We start from the raw sequence: 16,012 nt of genomic DNA, 5'->3' as shown, positions 1-16,012 counted from the left end.
TGTATTGTCGAGAAAATGACCGTTAGCTGACTGAGTAAAGGAATGTCTGAAGTCTCCAAACCGACTGGATCGCTGGTGATTATTGGGGGTGCGCTCCGGTATAATAATCATGAAGTCTGGAAGCGAATTGTGGAATTAGCGGGGGGACAAGGGGCTAAAATTGCCGTTTTCCCGACAGCAAGTCGCAATCCTCAGAAAACAAATTATACAGTTGATGCTTTGAAGGAGCAGGGTGCAGAGGCGATCGCCATTCCGGTGGCGGTCAAAAATCGCGATGTGGATTACCGAGAAGCGGTGTATGACCCCCAACTTTTAGCCCAGGTTCGAGAGTGTAATGGGGTCTTTTTTACTGGGGGAGATCAATCCTATATTACCCAAGCTTTGTATACGGAATCTGGGGAAAATACCCCCATGCTTGATGTGATTTGGGACATTTATCATCGAGGGGGAGTGGTGGCCGGAACCAGTGCAGGTGCAGCCATCATGAGTACAACTATGTTTCGCCATCCTCCTGAGATTTTAGATGTGATGAAATTTGGAATTCACTGGGGAAGAGAAATTAACCGAGGTTTAGGGTTTATCGGCCCAGATTTTTTTGTCGATCAACATTTTTTAGTCCGGGGACGGTTGGGGCGATCGCTCGTCATCATGCAAGCGATCGGTTATAAACTGGGATTTGGCATTGATGAAAATACGGCTCTGGTGGTGCAAAATGATGAAGCGGAAGTGGTGGGTGACCAAGGTGTATTAGTGATGGATTTATCCCATGCCCATCAAGACCTGAAACTCCCTGAATTTAATCTCGATGGTATTCGACTCAGTTATTTAGGGAAAGGCGATCGCTACCACCTGCAAACGAAGGAAGTAACCTTAAGTGAACTGAAATTAAAGGGTGATAAAATCGACCCCAACTCTCCCGATTTTCATCCTTATATGAGCGGCGATCGCTTCTATCCCGATTTACTCGCCCATAGTGTACTCGACGACCTCCTTGCTCACCTCATTGATAGCAACCAACAGGAAGTCACTGCTCTGGCCTTTAACCCCTTATCCTCAGATCGCAAAGCCCGTCTCGGCTTTAAGTTTACCTTTTGGAAAGGACAAGATAGCCTAGGATATTACACCGGAGCCTTGGGAGTAACGAGCTACACAGTTTTAAACATCCATGCTGCGGTAAAACCCATACAGATGAAACCCGTTTTATATGACGAACTAAAGTAACCTTAGATGTCAGAAACTATTCTAGAAGTCGGTCGGATTGCTCAACAAAAAAAGCGTCGCCGCAACCTGTGGATTGAATTGGGATTAGTGATTGCGATTGCCCTAATCTTAATGATCCTCATGCCATTAATCCTTCCTCCATTCCGTTTAAACCTATTGGGTCGGTTTTTAGCCTTAGCCATTATTGCCCTTGGTATTGATGTCATTTGGGGATTTACTGGCCTGTTGAGTTTGGGGCATGGTGTATTTTTTGCCCTAGGGGGCTATGCGATCGCCATGCATATGAAACTGCAAATCCCCCCCGACTCCAGTATTCAACTGCCCGAATTTATGACCCTCTATGGAGTCACCGAACTGCCCTGGTTTTGGCAACCCTTTGGGCCCTTTCCCATCGCTGCTTTAGCCGTTGTCCTGGTTCCGGCTCTATTAGGGGGATTTTTAGGCTATCTCGTCTTCCGAAATCGGATTCGCGGCGTTTACTTTTCCATCCTCACCCAAGCCTCAACCATTGTCTTTTTCAACTTCTTCAATGGACAACAAAAACTGATTAATGGAACCAATGGCCTCACTGATTTTAAAACTCTCCTGGGCTTTACCGTTAATGACCCCAAAACTCAAGTCGGATTTTATATCATTACTATCCTCTTTTTAGCTCTCACTTATGCCCTCTGTCGTTGGCTCACGAGTGGTCGTTTTGGTCGCCTCTTGATTGCGATTCGAGATGATGAAAGTCGGGTGCGCTTTTCCGGTTATAATCCCACCGGTTACAAAGTTCTCGTATTTGCTATTTCTGCCGGATTAGCCGGGTTAGCTGGGGCATTATTTACGCTGCAAACCGGAATTATTTCCCCAAAAGCCATGGATATTGCTTTCTCCATTGAAATGGTGATCTGGGTGGCTGTGGGCGGACGAGCGAGTTTAGTCGGTGCGATTTTAGGGGCCCTTTTAGTAAACTTTGCCCGCAGTGGATTAAGCGAACAATTTCCCGAAATTTGGTTATTTTTCCAAGGAGCATTATTCTTAATTGTGGTGATGGTCTTGCCCAATGGGGTGGTGGGATGGTTGAGAACCGATGGCTGGGATTGGTTACAGGCCCGTTTAGGCATGAAAACCCTGGTGACTTATCCGAGTTTAGAAACAGATCCGGAAGTGCAACAAGAGCGGGAAGAATTTGAATAAAAGTCATGAAGGAAGCGATTTTAGAGATTGAGAATTTAACGGTTGATTTTGATGGATTTAGGGCCCTTAATCAGCTTACATTTAGTATGGAACCAGGGGAATTGCGGGTGATCATTGGCCCCAATGGAGCCGGAAAAACTACGTTTCTAGATGTGATTACAGGGAAAACTCAACCCACAGAAGGGCAAGTTTTTTTCAAAGGTCGTAATACTCGTCGTTTGGCGGAACATCAGATCGCCCGTTTGGGGATTGGTCGCAAGTTTCAAACGCCACGGGTTTACCTCAATTTGACCCCTAGGGAAAACCTGGAACTGAGCTGTAATACGAATAAGAACGTGCTTTCGACGCTCTTCAGTCGGCCTCCAGGGAGCGATCGCCAGCGCTTAAACCACCTGCTAGAGATTACCGGACTCTCAGTTAAAGGCGATATTCAAGCCGCTCTCCTATCCCATGGGGAAAAACAACGGTTAGAAATTGGCATGTTAGTCGCTCAATCTCCCGATCTTTTATTAGTCGATGAACCGGTTGCGGGACTCACTGATGAAGAAACGGAACAAACTGGAAATTTACTGCTCAGTTTAGCCGAAAGTCATTCCATTATTGTGATTGAGCATGATATGGAATTTGTGCGCCAAATTGCCCGGAAAGTCACGGTTTTACACCAAGGTTCTGTACTCTGTGAGGGTTCCATCGAAGAAGTGCAAAACGATCCACGGGTGATTGAAGTGTACCTGGGAGAATCAGAAACCGAAGATCACGGGTAAACTTGAGATAAAATAGGCTGAGTTGAGGCGATCGGCAAAGATTATGATTCAGACAACCGAACACTGTCATATTGTCAAAAATGATTTGATATTAAATGGTGAACCCGTCATTAAAGGCACTAGAACACCGGTGCGAGCCATTGTAGAACTGTGGCGCATTGGTGTTTCACCGGAAGAGATTCCCCATCGATTACCTCACTTGAAGCTTTCCCAAGTCTTTGATGCTTTAAGCTATTACTTAGATCACACAACGGAAATCAATGAATATATTCAAAATAATGCGATTCCTGACGACTTAATTGATCCGAGAGTACGTTAAAAATGACAGGTATTTTTATTGAAGTGTACTTGGATGAAGATGTTGATGTCCTGGTCGGGAGTTTACTAATTTCTCGCGGTTTTCAGGCACTGACTGCACAGCAAGCTGGTCAACTGGGAAAAACAGACGTGGAGCAATTAGAGTATGCAGTCAGTAAACAGGCTGCTATTTTGACTCACAATCGTAGGGATTTTGAAAAATTAGCACAACAATATTTTGAGCATAATATTACTCATTATGGCATTATTATTGCTGTGAGAAATCCCTATCAAAAGATAGTGGAAAGACTCCTAAAAATTTTAAATCAAACTACCGCAGATGAAATGAGTAATCAAGTAATTTACATCTAACGGTAGTTACTCAATACTGCATGAGGAATCAATGATGCACCTAGAAGATAAACCGGTTTTAAAAGTATCTGAATTAAATGTTTACTATGGAGAAAGTCATATTCTGCGGAATGTGGACTTGGGGGTGAGACCCGGACAAATGGTCTGTTTAATTGGCCGTAATGGAGTGGGGAAAACGACCCTGCTGAAAACGATTATGGGGGTGTTAAAACCGCGCAGTGGTAATATTGTTTTGCAAGGCGAAAATATTGTCGGTCTTCCTCCCGATCGCCGCGCTAAACTCGGTATTGGCTATGTTCCCCAAGGTCGCGAGATTATCCCCAGAGTCACCGTGAAAGAGAACCTACTCCTGGGTTTGGAGTCCGGACGCGCAGGCAAAAAGAAGGAGATCCCCCCCTATATTTACGAGCTATTCCCCGTCCTGGAGAGCATGTTATGGCGCATGGGAGGGGACTTGAGCGGAGGACAACAACAGCAACTGGCGATCGCCCGCGCTCTCATGGGCCGTCCCCAACTCCTAGTTCTCGATGAACCCACCGAAGGCATTCAACCCTCGATTATCCTAGAAATTGAAGCAGCCGTGCGTAAAATCATTGAAACGACCGGTATATCTGTACTCTTAGTTGAACAGCATCTGCACTTTGTCCGCCAGGCAGACTGGTATTACGCCATGCAAAAAGGCGGTATCGTAGCTTCTGGGCCAACCGCAGAACTGAGTAAAGATGTGATTCAGGAATTCTTAGCCGTCTAGAGAAATGACCAGACTAAAACCGCTACCGTTACTGTAAACGCAATATGATTAATCCAATCATCAGAAGTCCAGTTTTTAAACATAATCAGTTTTGACGTATTGTCTATAGTCCACGGGGTTGATTATAGCGCTAGAGGCAAAAGATCCCCCCAACCCCCCCTTAAAAAAGGGGGCAGTCAAGAAAGTCCCCCTTTTTAAGGGGGATTTAGGGGGATCTCAAGAGAAAGGCTATATGATAGATAACCATGGATCGATCTAAGCATTATGGCCATTGAAATTGAACGCAAATTTCTAGTCACAGGAGACAGTTGGCGAGGATTAGGCAAACCTATCCACTATCGCCAAGGCTATATTCGCACTGAAAATCAGGCAACTGTGCGCGTGCGGATTGCCGGAGATCGGGGCTACTTAACCCTGAAAACCTTAGCCTCTGGCTCTTCTGGCATTCATCGCCTAGAATATGAGTATCCCATCCCCCTAGAGGATGCCCAGGAAATGCTAGAGTTTTTGTGCGATCGCCCCCAAATCGATAAAATCCGCTACACCTTTAACTGGGGCGGCATGGTTTGGGAAGTCGATGAATTCGCCGGAGACAATCAAGGATTAATCCTCGCAGAAGTTGAACTCACCGATGCCAATCAAGAGATTCAATTACCGGAATGGGTGGGTGAAGAAGTATCCGAAGATTACCGGTATTTTAATTCTTATTTAGCCAGCCATCCCTATAGTCAATGGCAACATTAATCTGATTTTGCCCTTCCTTTCTCTAGCGAGCAAGATGCTCGCATTCCTAATGTTAACCAGTCTTCAAAATCCTTGGGTGAAACACCTGCGAAAGTTGCACCAACCGAAAGGGCGCAAACAAGCCCAATTATGTTTATTAGAAGGAACTCATCTGGTGGAGGCGGCTTGTCAGGTGAATGCGGCTTTAGACAGTGCCGCGTATACCCCGGAATGGTTGCAAAAAAATCAACCGTTAGGGGAAAAATTGCAAGAGTGCTGTCAACGGGTGGAGCAGGTGAGCTATGAGGTTTTGAAGGCGATCGCCACTACGGTAAATCCAGATGGCGTAATTGCTACTCTGCGGAGAGATGCCCCCAAACCCCTCTCCCCGCAACTGAACCGACTAGGACTCATCCTCGAAACGCTTCAAGATCCGGGGAATTTGGGCACAATCATTCGCACCGGTGCAGGGGTAGGCTTAGAGGCGATCGCCCTCAGTTCAGATAGTGTTGATTTAGATCATCCCAAAGTTCTCCGTGCTTCTGCGGGCGCTTGGTTTCAGGTTCCCATGGCGATGCAACCGAGTTTACCGGATTTTATCGCTCAATGCCGTCAAGAACAGATGCAAATTATCGCTACAACTGCTAACGCTCCCCAAACCTATTGGGACATTAATTGGACACAACCGACTTGGGTACTATTGGGTAATGAAGGGGCGGGGTTATCCTCAGAGCTGCTAGAGTTAGCCGATCGCCAGGTGAGCATTCCTATTGCGGAGGGAGTAGAATCTCTTAATGTGGCGATCGCGGCTGCCCTCATTCTCTACGAAAGCCAAAGACAATGGATGCACAAGAATAGATGATTTCCTCAAATTCCATCTTTTGATAAAGTCAAGAATACATCTAACTAGCTCAGGGTTAACGGAGGCTCAGGCATTTTGGCAAACCACTGGTGGGAAATTCAAATACTCTGCGATCCAGGCTTAGAAGATCTGATCTTCTGGCGTTTAGATCAATTTGGCTGTCAAGGAACCAGTAGCGAAACCAAAGGTAACTCTCGGTTAGTACAAGCCTACTTACCCCAAGAACAAGCCCAACTCCTCGATCTAGCCGCCCTATCCATTGGTTTTCGTCAGGATGCTCTCACGGTTTCCCTACCTGTTCCTGGCGTTCACTGGCACTTGATTGAGGAAGAAGATTGGTCAATTACCTGGAAAAAATATTGGCAACCGGAATCCATTGGCGATCGCTTCATTGTCTGTCCCGCTTGGTTATCCCCTCCTGAAGCTCCAGATAGACATATTTTATACCTAGATCCAGGAATCGCCTTTGGCACAGGAAGCCATGCAACCACCCAATTGTGTCTAGAATCGCTAGAAATGCGCCTAGGAATAGATCCCCAAGAAGAACAAAATTTAGTTTTAGCCGATATTGGCTGTGGTTCAGGAATCTTATCCATTGGGGCTTTATTATTGGGCGCTCATGCAGTCTATGCCGTAGATACCGATCCTCTGGCGGTTCAGGCAACATTCTGTAATGGCAAAATCAATCATTTGGGAGGCGATCGCCTCATCACCAGCCAAGGCAGTATCAACGAACTCACCGAAACCCTTCCCGGCCCCGTAGATGGCATCCTGTGCAATATCTTGGCTGAAGTCGTAATTGATTTAATTCCCAAATTTGAGGCCATCTCTAAACCCACTACCTGGGGAGTGATCAGTGGTGTCCTCTTAGACCAAGCCAAACCCGTAGCCGACACCTTAGAACAGCATGGTTGGATGGTAGCTACCCTTTGGCGACGGAAAGAATGGTGTTGTTTCAACATCCGCCGGGAATTGGACGATTAATGGGGGAATGGGGGAATGGGGGAATGGGGAATGGGGAATGGGGGAATGGGGGAATAGGGAATGGGGAATGGGGAATGGGGAATGGGGAATGGGGAATGGGGAATGGGGAATGGGGAATGGGGAATGGGGAATGGGGAATGGGGAATAAGCGAGCAAGATGCTCGCACTCCATCTCCCCCATCCCATCCTGGTAAAAATTAAATTTCCGCCACTGCCCGTTCAATCAAACGATGGGCTAGAGTTTGGATGCCGGTATGTTCATAATAATTGGTACTCATGTCCAGGAATGCGCCCAGATAATCTAACTTATCATCAGTAAATTCCACAAAGTTTTGCAGACTATTCGCCACATTCGTTGGAGTAATACCGCGATCGCTCACAAAATCTCCCATCCAACCCGAAACTGAACCAAAAGACTCCCCAATAAAGCCCAACTTACTAGCTGAATTATCTCCAGGAATCACCGATTTCAACTGCTGGAATTGATCGTTGTCCTCCAAATCTCCCGCCGACAAATTGCCAATCCAATCCGAAACCACCCCTAGAAAATCTGGCCCCAAAGGAATCAAACCATCAAAACAAACCAGGGCAGCCATCCGCATCAACGACTCGCCACCATAATCACCCAAAGCCCCAACAAAATCCCCAATACTATCGCCAGGAATACCATTAATTGAGCAAAACCCAACCAATTCTCCCACCACTTTTAACGATAAATCGATACTTTGAGCCTTCACCGGTTTAGGAGTCAGACTGGTTAATAAACCCCCAACCAAAGGAATTTTATCCCCTACCATATTCGCCAATGTAGCAGCACCCAGGGCACGACCCGTTCCGCTAATGGTTTGATAAATCCAGAGCGCTCGCTGATACCCTTCATTTTTATCATTGAACAATTCAATGGCGCGATCGCCGATCGCCTGAATCATCTCCGGATCTTCCTCTCCGGTAATCGTGCGGATCGTGTTCTCAAACCCCACCAAATTATCCCACTCTCCCGGAACCACAAAATCCAGGGCACGCAACGCCTTAATCGTAATATTATCCGTGGGCAGTTCATCCACTAATTCAAAAATTGCTTTACTCATCTTTTTTCCTCAATGACTCATTTTCATTACTCATTTAAACCGTGCCCCAACCGGGAGGAGGGAGCGCCACCTGATCGTCGAGTTTAGAATGGGAAACCGCCGACATCGAAGCCGATAGCCACAGGAACATTTCCACAAAATTGAGTCCTTTCAATTTTACCGGAGTCCGCACCACAATCTCGCTTAACTGGGCTAAATCAGCATTTTCAACTCCCACCGCAAAAAACGCCACCTGCTTATTATTTTCAGCTTTTTGGATGCGTTGAGCCGCTTTCTGGATTACCTCTTCCGGTTCTCCTTGGGGCGCTCCGTCGGTGATTAAGAATACCCAAGGGCGATAATAGGCAATCCCATTAGCGCGATATTCGGCTTTTCGGGCTTCAATTAAATCCAACCCTATATTAATAGCACTCCCCATATAGGTCATTCCTGATGCTCTAAGCTTGGGAGTTTCAAATTGATCGGCGGTTACAAAGTCAAGTTCCACCTTAATTTCATTATTGAAACTGATAATGGCCACTTCCACCCGACGAGCAGCCAAAGTATCCTTATTCAAGTCAGTGCGAAAGGTTTCTAAGCCCTCGTGTAAAGCGTCAAGAGCTTCTCCTTGCATGGAACCAGAGGTATCAAGCAAGAGGACACAGGGACAACGGGGTTCTGGGTTCTCCGCAAATTCAACGGCTTCATCGAGTCTTAAGGGTTCTGGCATGGTGATTCGGCTAATCTCTACTCCGGTTCTATGCTACCCAAAAGTATATAGTGCAATGTGCGGGTAATGGGCCATCTCATTCCCTTAAATAGCCGCATACTCGGTGTATTGCCGCATGTTAGGGTCTTGGAAGCCTAACACAATTTGGTCTTTGGCTACTCCTCGATTCACCAGTTCTTGAGCGATTCTCATTTCAGTCATGTTATGCTGCACCCAGATCTTGCCGTTGATAATATCGAGGTGCAAGACACAACCATAGACGCGGCGATAGCCATCCCATCCAATATTAACCACTTGATAATGATCTTGTTGAGTATCAAAAACAGTGTAGCAATCAATCTCCCCATTGGCTATGGGAATGGCAGCATATTCGGTTAATATGGACTGAATGATCTGGCGATATTGTTCTAGGGTATCCATCGGACAATCACCTCTTTTTCTGGATCGTAAATGATTTGTTTAATCTGATATCGTTCTAGGGAAATTTGTGTGAATTCTCGCTGAAAAAATCCTTTATAGTTAATGGGTAAGGTGGGCACTGCCCACCCTACTTCAAGAGACTATTGTATGATATTTTGAAGGATTCGTGAAAATGTACAAGATCGAGCTGTGTTGCTATAAAGTTGCTGGATATGGGATTAGCGTTAGGAATTGATTTTGGCACATCGGGAGCAAGGGCAATTGCCATTAATCCAGATCGGGACATTCTTGCTCAGGCAACCTGCACCTACGATCGCCAACTTCCCGAAGTCTGGAAAACTAGCCTATTTTCCCTCTTCGAGCAACTGCCGTTAGACTGTCGGCAACAGATTACCCGAATTTTGATTAATGGTACGTCTGCAACGGTTTTGTTTTGTAATGGGGAGGGAGAGGCGATCGCCCCCCCACTGATGTACAATGACGACCGGGGAAAAGCCATGATTCCTCAAATACAAGGGTTTGCCCCTTCCGATCATCTCGTTTTAAGCGCCACATCGAGCTTGGCAAAACTCCTTTGGGGACTCGAAAACCTATCCTTAGATGGCTCCATTTATTTTCTTCATCAAGCAGACTGGTTAGCTTCTTTACTCCATGGTAAACTCGGAATCAGTGATTATCACAATGCGCTGAAACTGGGCTATGATGTCCATAATCTCTGCTATCCGGACTGGTTTCCTTCCCTTCCCGATCGCCTAACTTTACCGAAAGTTTATACACCGGGAGAGGCGATCGCCCCCATTTTACCCCAAATTGCCCAACAATTTTCCATCCCCCCCGATTGTCTCATTTGTGCCGGAACCACTGACAGTATCGCCGCCTTTATCGCCAGTGGTGCATCGGTTCCCGGTGATGGGGTGACCTCCCTCGGCTCCACTTTAGTGTTAAAACTGCTCAGTGAAACCCCTGTGAATAATAGCCAGTATGGGATTTATAGCCATCGGTTTGGCGATCGCTGGTTAGTTGGGGGAGCCTCCAATACTGGCGGTGCAGTGCTACGACATTTTTTTACCGATGTAGAATTAGAAACCCTATCCAATCAAATCAATCCCCACCAAAAAAGTAATCTAGACTACTATCCCTTACTGAGAAAAGGCGATCGCTTCCCCATCAACGACCCCAACCTCCCCCCCCGTCTCCATCCCCGTCCAGCAGATCCAGTAGAATTTCTCCATGGACTCCTGCAAGGAATCGCCCGCATTGAAACCCTTGGATATCAACGGCTCACCGAACTCGGAGCCACTCCCCTCAAACGCTTATATACAGCAGGAGGTGGTGCAAAAAGTAATACCTGGTCAAAACTACGGCAAACCTACTTATCCGTTCCCTTTATCCCTTCCATCAGTCCTTTAGCGGCCTATGGAAGTGCCTGTTTAGCCCAACAATCGTCTTAACCCTCCACCCTTTAGGTATAGTATAAAACTCAGTAATAATATGACAAGTCTTTAAGGGGATGGGAGATCCAAGAAAACTTGATATAATGGGTAGATTATTCAGCCCTAGCGAATAATAACCGGTTATCTATGGAGTGTCCGAGATCTAAAAAACTCGACTATAAAACTACCGATCAACGGTCAACTCCCAACCCCTCATTGTACATCGATTGACTTACGGTTTTGGTGTGAACTATGAAGAAAAAAAAGAGAGGATCGCCGGGAAAAACCGATGAACTCTTGCCATCAGAAAACCTTAACCGGGGTGCATCAAACCAGTCTTCAAAACCCTGCTGGTCGATTTTAGTAGTCGATCGAGATCCAAAAATTTATCAGCTTTTGACGGATCAATTCCATGAAGAGTTTGTATTTCAAGGAAAACCCTTGCAGGTGCAATGGATAGAGAACAGAGAACAAGCGCAAAATCGCCTCGCAGACTCCCCAGATTTAAGCATGGTTTTCATCGATCTCGATCTAGAAAAACCGAGGGGAGGATTAAAGCTAGTTCAATTCATTCGAGAAGATCTAGCGAACCTATCCCATCGAATTATTCTCTGTGCAAACGAGTCAGATCCAGCCTTAGAATTTTCCATCTTGCACAATTATGATATTAATGATTATCAGCAGAAGGAGAAATTCAATCAACAAACTTTGGGGATCTGTTTATTAAAAAATTTACGCTCCTTCCAGGAAATCCAAACCCTAGAAGAACATCGCCAAAAACTCGCTTCTCTTTCTACCCAACTCACACACCTAAATCAAACCCTAGAAGCCCAAGTTCAATCGAGAACCCAAGAGTTAGAAACCAAAACGAGGCAACTTGAACAAGAAATCAGCGATCGCACCTTAGCGGAAACCGATAAACAAGCCTCAGAAGACAAATTTTCCATCGTTTTTCAGTGTACTCCCCACCCCATCACCATCACCTCCATGAAAGATGGGCGACATCTAGAAGTCAATGATGCCTTCCTGAGAACCACCGGATACACTAATGAAGAAGTGATTGGACGCACCGCCGTAGAATTGCAACTCTGGACAAAAATGGAACAGAGAGTCAACCTCTTTGAAACCTTGGTTAATCAAGGCTTTATCCGGGATTACGAATTTGAATTTTGCACCAAATCCGGAGAGCGTCGGATTACTTTACTCTCGGCCGATATCATTAAACTCAGGGGAGAAGATTGTTTACTCTCAGTCACCAACGATATCACTCAACGCAAACAAGCAGAAGAAGCCCTCGCTCAAGCCAAAGAAGCAGCCGAACATGCCAATAAAGCCAAAAGTGAATTTTTGGCAAACATGAGCCATGAGCTACGCACCCCCTTAAATGCCATCCTCGGCTTTACCCAAATTATGAGTCGAGACGCTTCGCTCAAACGAGAACACCAAGAAAATTTAGAGATTATTGGGCGATCGGGCGAACATCTCCTAGAGTTAATTAATGATATTTTGGAGATGTCCAAAATAGAAGCCGGTCGAGTCACCCTGAATCCCAGTAACTTCGATCTCTATCGCCTGCTCAAAAGTATTGAAGAAATGCTTCAGCTTAAAGCCACCTCTAAAGGCTTACACCTGCTCTTTGAATGGGACTCAAATGTTCCCCAATTTATTGCTGGAGATGAAGGGAAACTGCGCCAAGTTTTAATTAATTTACTGGGGAATGCCATTAAATTTACTCAAGATGGGGGGGTAGCCTTAAGAGTCCATAGAAAAGCCCCAGAGACGGTGCAAGAAGCGATCGCCATCGAGTTTCAGATCGACGATACCGGCCCAGGCATTGCCCCAGAAGAATTAGAACACCTGTTTGAACCCTTTACCCAAACCGAAACCGGACGCAAATCCCAACAGGGAACCGGATTAGGATTACCCATTAGTCGCCAGTTTGTACAATTAATGGGAGGGGATATAACCGTCACTTCCCAAATCGATCGCGGCTCAACCTTTAAATTTTCCATCCAGGTGAAACAGGTAGACCCCAGTGAAATTGAGTCCTCTATTCCGACTCGTAAGGTCAAGGGATTAGCCCCCGGACAAGAGTGCAAGCGAATTTTAGCCGTAGACGATCGCCAAGAAAGTCGGATGCTATTGCTACAACTTCTAGGTAATTTGGGCTTTGATGTTGAAGTCGCTTCTAATGGCCAAGAGGCGATCGCCATCTGGAAAAAATGGTATCCCCATTTAATCCTCATGGACATGCAAATGCCCATCATGGACGGTTACGAAGCCACCCGACAGATTAAAAGCACCACTAAAGGTCGCAGTACCCTCATTTTTGCCCTCACTGCCAGTGCCTTTGAAGAAGAACGCAATTTAGTCCTCAGTGCCGGATGCGATGAATTTTTGCGTAAACCCTTTCGAGAAAACGTCCTATTAGAAAAAATTGCCCATCATCTCGGAATTGAGTATCTTTATCAAGAGAATGAGCCTTCGCCCTCTCCAGACGAGAAACCTCTAACCCGTCCCCTAGAAGACTATCTCGCAGAAATGAAACCAGAGTGGATTGAGGAACTCTATCAAACCGCCATTAAAGGATTTGACGATGAAATGGTTTTACTCATTGACGAAATTCCCGAATCCTTAAATCCCCTGTCCCAACAATTATCAGAATGGGCCCATAATTTTCGCTTTGACTGTGTGGTGTCGTTAATTGCAAAGGTAAAGCCATGATCGCACAATCGGAACTCAAGGGAGACAATATCTTAATTGTGGACGATCTGCCCGATAACCTGCGTCTACTCTCCCAAATGTTGACCCAGCAGGGGTATAAAGTGCGAAAAGCGATCAACGGAGAAATGGCGATCGCCTCCTGCACCGCCCAACCCCCCGATCTCATCCTTCTCGATATTAATATGCCCGGCATGAATGGCTATCAAGTCTGTGATGCCCTCAAATCTTCTCCTCTGACTGCCGAAATTCCCGTTATTTTCTTAAGTGCCTTAGACGAAGCCAACCACAAGTTACAGGCCTTCAAATCCGGTGGACTCGACTACATCACCAAACCCTTCCAAGTCGAAGAAGTCCTCGCTAGGGTACAACACCAACTCAGCCTCTGTGGTCAACAGAAAAAACTCAAAGAAGAACTACAACAACTCAAACAAGAGGTCAGTCAACGACAGCAAACTCAACAAAACTTAGAACGGTTAGTCACCCTAGACGAACTCACCCAACTCAGTAACCGTCGCCATTTTAATGATTATCTTCAACAAGAATGGAAACGCTTATTTTCTCTGCCCTCTTATAGCAGAGGATATCCCCAATCCCTATCTTTGATTTTAGCAGATGTCGATTATTTTAAACTTTATAATGATACCTATGGCCACCTACAAGGCGATCAATGTTTACAACGGGTTGCTCAAGCCATGAAAGGAGTCGTTACCCACTCTGGCGCTCTAGTTGCCCGCTATGGTGGGGAAGAATTTGCCATTATTTTACCCAATGCTTCCTCCGACTATGCCCTACAAGTAGCCGAACTCATTCGCTTAGAAATTGAAGCCCTACAAATTGCCCATAGTCAATCTAAAGTGAGTTCCTATGTTACCGTTAGTTTGGGTGTTGCCTGTCGGTTTCCAGATTCCGATTTATCCCCTGAAGACTTAATTGCTAGTGCGGATCAATCTCTCTATTATGCCAAACAGAAAGGCAGAAACTCGGTTTATCGATAACCCTGAATTGTCGCCCAAAAACCTGTTAATTTTATATCTATCCTTATGGTTAATAACTTAGATTCAAAAAGCCTTTTAATTGTCGATGATACCCCAGATAATATTCGCTTACTCTCCACGATGTTAGCCGAACAAGGATATAAAGTTCGTAAAGCCCTCAATGGAGAAATGGCCTTAAACTCTTGTCAAGCCGATCCTCCAGATTTAGTGATTCTGGATATTAAAATGCCGGATTTAGATGGCTATACCGTCTGTGAACGCTTAAAAGATAATCCAGAGACGGCTGAAATTCCAGTGGTTTTTATTAGTGCTTTAGATGATGTTATTGATAAGGTGAAAGCCTTTCAAGTTGGTGGTGTAGATTATATTAGTAAACCCTTTCAGTGTGAAGAAGTTTTAGCCAGAGTAAAAAATCAATTAACAATTCGGGACTTAACCTTTAAGTTAGAACAAAAAGTTGAAGCACGAACGGCTGCTCTATTGGGCGCTTTTGAAAGCTTACAAAATACTCAAGTTCAGTTAGTTCAAAGTGAAAAAATGGCGACTTTAGGACAACTGGTTGCCGGGATTGCCCATGAAATTAATAATCCCTTGGGATTTATTACTAATAATCTCCAATTTGCCCAAGAAGGAGTCGAGAGTTTAATGGAGCATCTGAAACTCTATCAGCAGGAATATCCCCAACCCACAGAAGTTATTGTTGAACATTCAGAAACGATTGATTTAGAGTATTTGTTAGAAGATTTGCCCAGTCTTCTGGATTCGATTAAAATCGGTAGCGATCGCATCCAAAAACTGAGTCTTTCTTTGCGTAAATTTTCGCGCAAAAATAACGATAAGCCCGTAGAATCCGATCTTCATGATGGACTCGAAAGTACCCTACTAATTCTCAAACATCGTCTGAAAAGTAATAGTAATCGAAGAGAGATTGAAGTCATAAAACACTATCAAGAGCTGCCCCCTATCCTCTGTTATCCCGAACAACTCAATCAAGTGTTTATGAATCTGTTGGCCAATAGTATTGATGCTTTAGATGAACGCTGCGAAAAACAAACCGACTCGTCAGAAGAGACTTGTGAGATTACCATCGAAACCGAATTTATCCGCGATCGCTCCCTCATCCAAATTCGCATTACTGATAACGGACTCGGTATCCCTGAAGACATTCAAGATAAAATTTTTGACTATCAATTCACCACCAAACCCTCCGGAAAAGGCACAGGAATAGGATTGGCGATCGTTCATCAAATCATTCAACACCATGAGGGTCTCCTCGAATGTCACTCGATTCCCCAACAAGGAACCACCTTTACCATCAGCCTACCCATGAAAAACAACATCGAAAACTCATGATATCAAGTCCGGTTTCCGCAAGCGGACATGAAAATTTGTTAAGAAGCGGGCAAGATGCCCGCACTCCTCGAATTCTTTGATATGACTGGAGTGGGAGCATCTTGCTCCCTGGATTTTTAATTAGGGTATTTCCGCTT

The 16,012-nt window shown here is 45.3% G+C and carries 17 protein-coding genes; 13 read left to right on the top strand and 4 right to left on the bottom strand.

Annotation, left to right across the window (positions count from 1 at the left end; genetic code table 11):
- The first annotated feature begins 42 nt into the window (after positions 1–42).
- The 9 genes from PMG71_RS23700 (at position 43) to prmA (ending at position 7,153) form a co-directional block, all read left to right on the top strand.
- The gene (locus tag PMG71_RS23700; protein ID WP_283756207.1) at positions 43–1,221 is read left to right on the top strand and encodes a cyanophycinase; all 1,179 of its coding nucleotides are present in this window, start codon (positions 43–45) and stop codon (positions 1,219–1,221) included.
- Between the two features lie 6 nt (positions 1,222–1,227).
- Positions 1,228–2,400, top strand: a complete 1,173-nt coding sequence (urtC, locus tag PMG71_RS23695; protein ID WP_283756206.1) for an urea ABC transporter permease subunit UrtC — start codon at positions 1,228–1,230, stop codon at positions 2,398–2,400.
- Between the two features lie 5 nt (positions 2,401–2,405).
- Positions 2,406–3,164 (top strand): urea ABC transporter ATP-binding protein UrtD, encoded by a 759-nt coding sequence (urtD, locus tag PMG71_RS23690; protein ID WP_283756205.1) that lies wholly within the window; start codon positions 2,406–2,408, stop codon positions 3,162–3,164.
- 43 nt (positions 3,165–3,207) lie between these two features.
- Positions 3,208–3,483 (top strand): DUF433 domain-containing protein, encoded by a 276-nt coding sequence (locus PMG71_RS23685; protein ID WP_283756204.1) that lies wholly within the window; start codon positions 3,208–3,210, stop codon positions 3,481–3,483.
- Between the two features lie 2 nt (positions 3,484–3,485).
- The gene (locus PMG71_RS23680) at positions 3,486–3,833 is read left to right on the top strand and encodes a DUF5615 family PIN-like protein (protein ID WP_283756203.1); all 348 of its coding nucleotides are present in this window, start codon (positions 3,486–3,488) and stop codon (positions 3,831–3,833) included.
- 31 nt (positions 3,834–3,864) lie between these two features.
- Positions 3,865–4,584: an urea ABC transporter ATP-binding subunit UrtE gene (gene urtE, locus PMG71_RS23675; RefSeq protein ID WP_283756202.1), complete on the top strand. Its 720-nt coding sequence runs from the start codon at positions 3,865–3,867 to the stop codon at positions 4,582–4,584.
- Positions 4,585–4,848: 264 nt separating this feature from the next.
- Positions 4,849–5,328: a CYTH domain-containing protein gene (locus PMG71_RS23670; protein WP_283756201.1), complete on the top strand. Its 480-nt coding sequence runs from the start codon at positions 4,849–4,851 to the stop codon at positions 5,326–5,328.
- A gap of 49 nt (positions 5,329–5,377) precedes the next feature.
- Positions 5,378–6,169, top strand: a complete 792-nt coding sequence (locus PMG71_RS23665; RefSeq protein ID WP_283756200.1) for a TrmH family RNA methyltransferase — start codon at positions 5,378–5,380, stop codon at positions 6,167–6,169.
- Positions 6,170–6,244: 75 nt separating this feature from the next.
- Positions 6,245–7,153, top strand: coding sequence for a 50S ribosomal protein L11 methyltransferase (gene prmA / locus PMG71_RS23660; protein WP_283756199.1), 909 nt, complete (start codon positions 6,245–6,247; stop codon positions 7,151–7,153).
- Positions 7,154–7,350: 197 nt separating this feature from the next.
- On the opposite strand, the gene PMG71_RS23655 is transcribed toward prmA, so the two are convergent.
- The 4 genes from PMG71_RS23655 to PMG71_RS23640 form a co-directional block, all read right to left on the bottom strand.
- Positions 7,351–8,241, bottom strand: coding sequence for a hypothetical protein (locus tag PMG71_RS23655; RefSeq protein ID WP_283756198.1), 891 nt, complete (start codon positions 8,239–8,241; stop codon positions 7,351–7,353).
- A 34-nt stretch (positions 8,242–8,275) separates the two neighbouring features.
- On the bottom strand, positions 8,276–8,950 hold the full coding sequence (locus PMG71_RS23650; protein WP_283756197.1) for a vWA domain-containing protein: 675 nt from the start codon (positions 8,948–8,950) through the stop codon (positions 8,276–8,278).
- A gap of 84 nt (positions 8,951–9,034) precedes the next feature.
- Positions 9,035–9,370: a XisI protein gene (locus PMG71_RS23645; protein WP_283756196.1), complete on the bottom strand. Its 336-nt coding sequence runs from the start codon at positions 9,368–9,370 to the stop codon at positions 9,035–9,037.
- Positions 9,358–9,489: an element excision factor XisH family protein gene (locus tag PMG71_RS23640; RefSeq protein WP_283756195.1), complete on the bottom strand. Its 132-nt coding sequence runs from the start codon at positions 9,487–9,489 to the stop codon at positions 9,358–9,360. Before PMG71_RS23640 ends, PMG71_RS23645 begins: the two co-directional genes overlap by 13 nt.
- 93 nt (positions 9,490–9,582) lie before the next feature.
- Here PMG71_RS23640 and PMG71_RS23635 point away from each other — a divergent pair, with 93 nt between their 5' ends.
- The 4 genes from PMG71_RS23635 to PMG71_RS23620 all read left to right on the top strand — a co-directional run bounded on the left by PMG71_RS23635 (position 9,583) and on the right by PMG71_RS23620 (position 15,875).
- Positions 9,583–10,821, top strand: a complete 1,239-nt coding sequence (locus PMG71_RS23635) for an FGGY-family carbohydrate kinase (protein WP_283756194.1) — start codon at positions 9,583–9,585, stop codon at positions 10,819–10,821.
- Positions 10,822–11,055: 234 nt separating this feature from the next.
- Positions 11,056–13,527 (top strand): response regulator, encoded by a 2,472-nt coding sequence (locus PMG71_RS23630; protein WP_283756193.1) that lies wholly within the window; start codon positions 11,056–11,058, stop codon positions 13,525–13,527.
- The gene (locus PMG71_RS23625) at positions 13,524–14,522 is read left to right on the top strand and encodes a diguanylate cyclase domain-containing protein (RefSeq protein WP_283756192.1); all 999 of its coding nucleotides are present in this window, start codon (positions 13,524–13,526) and stop codon (positions 14,520–14,522) included. The genes PMG71_RS23630 and PMG71_RS23625 overlap by 4 nt, the downstream gene beginning before the upstream one ends.
- 45 nt (positions 14,523–14,567) lie before the next feature.
- Positions 14,568–15,875, top strand: a complete 1,308-nt coding sequence (locus tag PMG71_RS23620) for a hybrid sensor histidine kinase/response regulator (protein ID WP_283756191.1) — start codon at positions 14,568–14,570, stop codon at positions 15,873–15,875.
- The last annotated feature ends 137 nt before the right edge of the window (positions 15,876–16,012 follow it).

The organism is Roseofilum acuticapitatum BLCC-M154 (assembly GCF_030068475.1).
GTDB lineage: Bacteria > Cyanobacteriota > Cyanobacteriia > Cyanobacteriales > Desertifilaceae > Roseofilum > Roseofilum acuticapitatum.
The sequence above is the reverse complement of the archived record's forward strand: the minus strand, read 5'-3'. Positions and strand labels throughout refer to the sequence as shown.

Excerpts from the sequence above, each read along its gene's own strand:
- PMG71_RS23700 (WP_283756207.1), top strand. The coding sequence starts at position 43 with ATGTCTGAAGTCTCCAAACCGACTGGATCGCTGGTGATTATTGGGGGT.
- urtC (WP_283756206.1), top strand. The coding sequence starts at position 1,228 with ATGTCAGAAACTATTCTAGAAGTCGGTCGGATTGCTCAACAAAAAAAG.
- urtD (WP_283756205.1), top strand. The coding sequence starts at position 2,406 with ATGAAGGAAGCGATTTTAGAGATTGAGAATTTAACGGTTGATTTTGAT.
- PMG71_RS23685 (WP_283756204.1), top strand. The coding sequence starts at position 3,208 with ATGATTCAGACAACCGAACACTGTCATATTGTCAAAAATGATTTGATA.
- PMG71_RS23680 (WP_283756203.1), top strand. The coding sequence starts at position 3,486 with ATGACAGGTATTTTTATTGAAGTGTACTTGGATGAAGATGTTGATGTC.
- urtE (WP_283756202.1), top strand. The coding sequence starts at position 3,865 with ATGATGCACCTAGAAGATAAACCGGTTTTAAAAGTATCTGAATTAAAT.
- PMG71_RS23670 (WP_283756201.1), top strand. The coding sequence starts at position 4,849 with ATGGCCATTGAAATTGAACGCAAATTTCTAGTCACAGGAGACAGTTGG.
- PMG71_RS23665 (WP_283756200.1), top strand. The coding sequence starts at position 5,378 with ATGTTAACCAGTCTTCAAAATCCTTGGGTGAAACACCTGCGAAAGTTG.
- PMG71_RS23655 (WP_283756198.1), bottom strand. The coding sequence starts at position 8,241 with ATGAGTAAAGCAATTTTTGAATTAGTGGATGAACTGCCCACGGATAAT.
- PMG71_RS23650 (WP_283756197.1), bottom strand. The coding sequence starts at position 8,950 with ATGCCAGAACCCTTAAGACTCGATGAAGCCGTTGAATTTGCGGAGAAC.
- PMG71_RS23645 (WP_283756196.1), bottom strand. The coding sequence starts at position 9,370 with ATGGATACCCTAGAACAATATCGCCAGATCATTCAGTCCATATTAACC.
- PMG71_RS23635 (WP_283756194.1), top strand. The coding sequence starts at position 9,583 with ATGGGATTAGCGTTAGGAATTGATTTTGGCACATCGGGAGCAAGGGCA.
- PMG71_RS23630 (WP_283756193.1), top strand. The coding sequence starts at position 11,056 with ATGAAGAAAAAAAAGAGAGGATCGCCGGGAAAAACCGATGAACTCTTG.
- PMG71_RS23625 (WP_283756192.1), top strand. The coding sequence starts at position 13,524 with ATGATCGCACAATCGGAACTCAAGGGAGACAATATCTTAATTGTGGAC.
- PMG71_RS23620 (WP_283756191.1), top strand. The coding sequence starts at position 14,568 with ATGGTTAATAACTTAGATTCAAAAAGCCTTTTAATTGTCGATGATACC.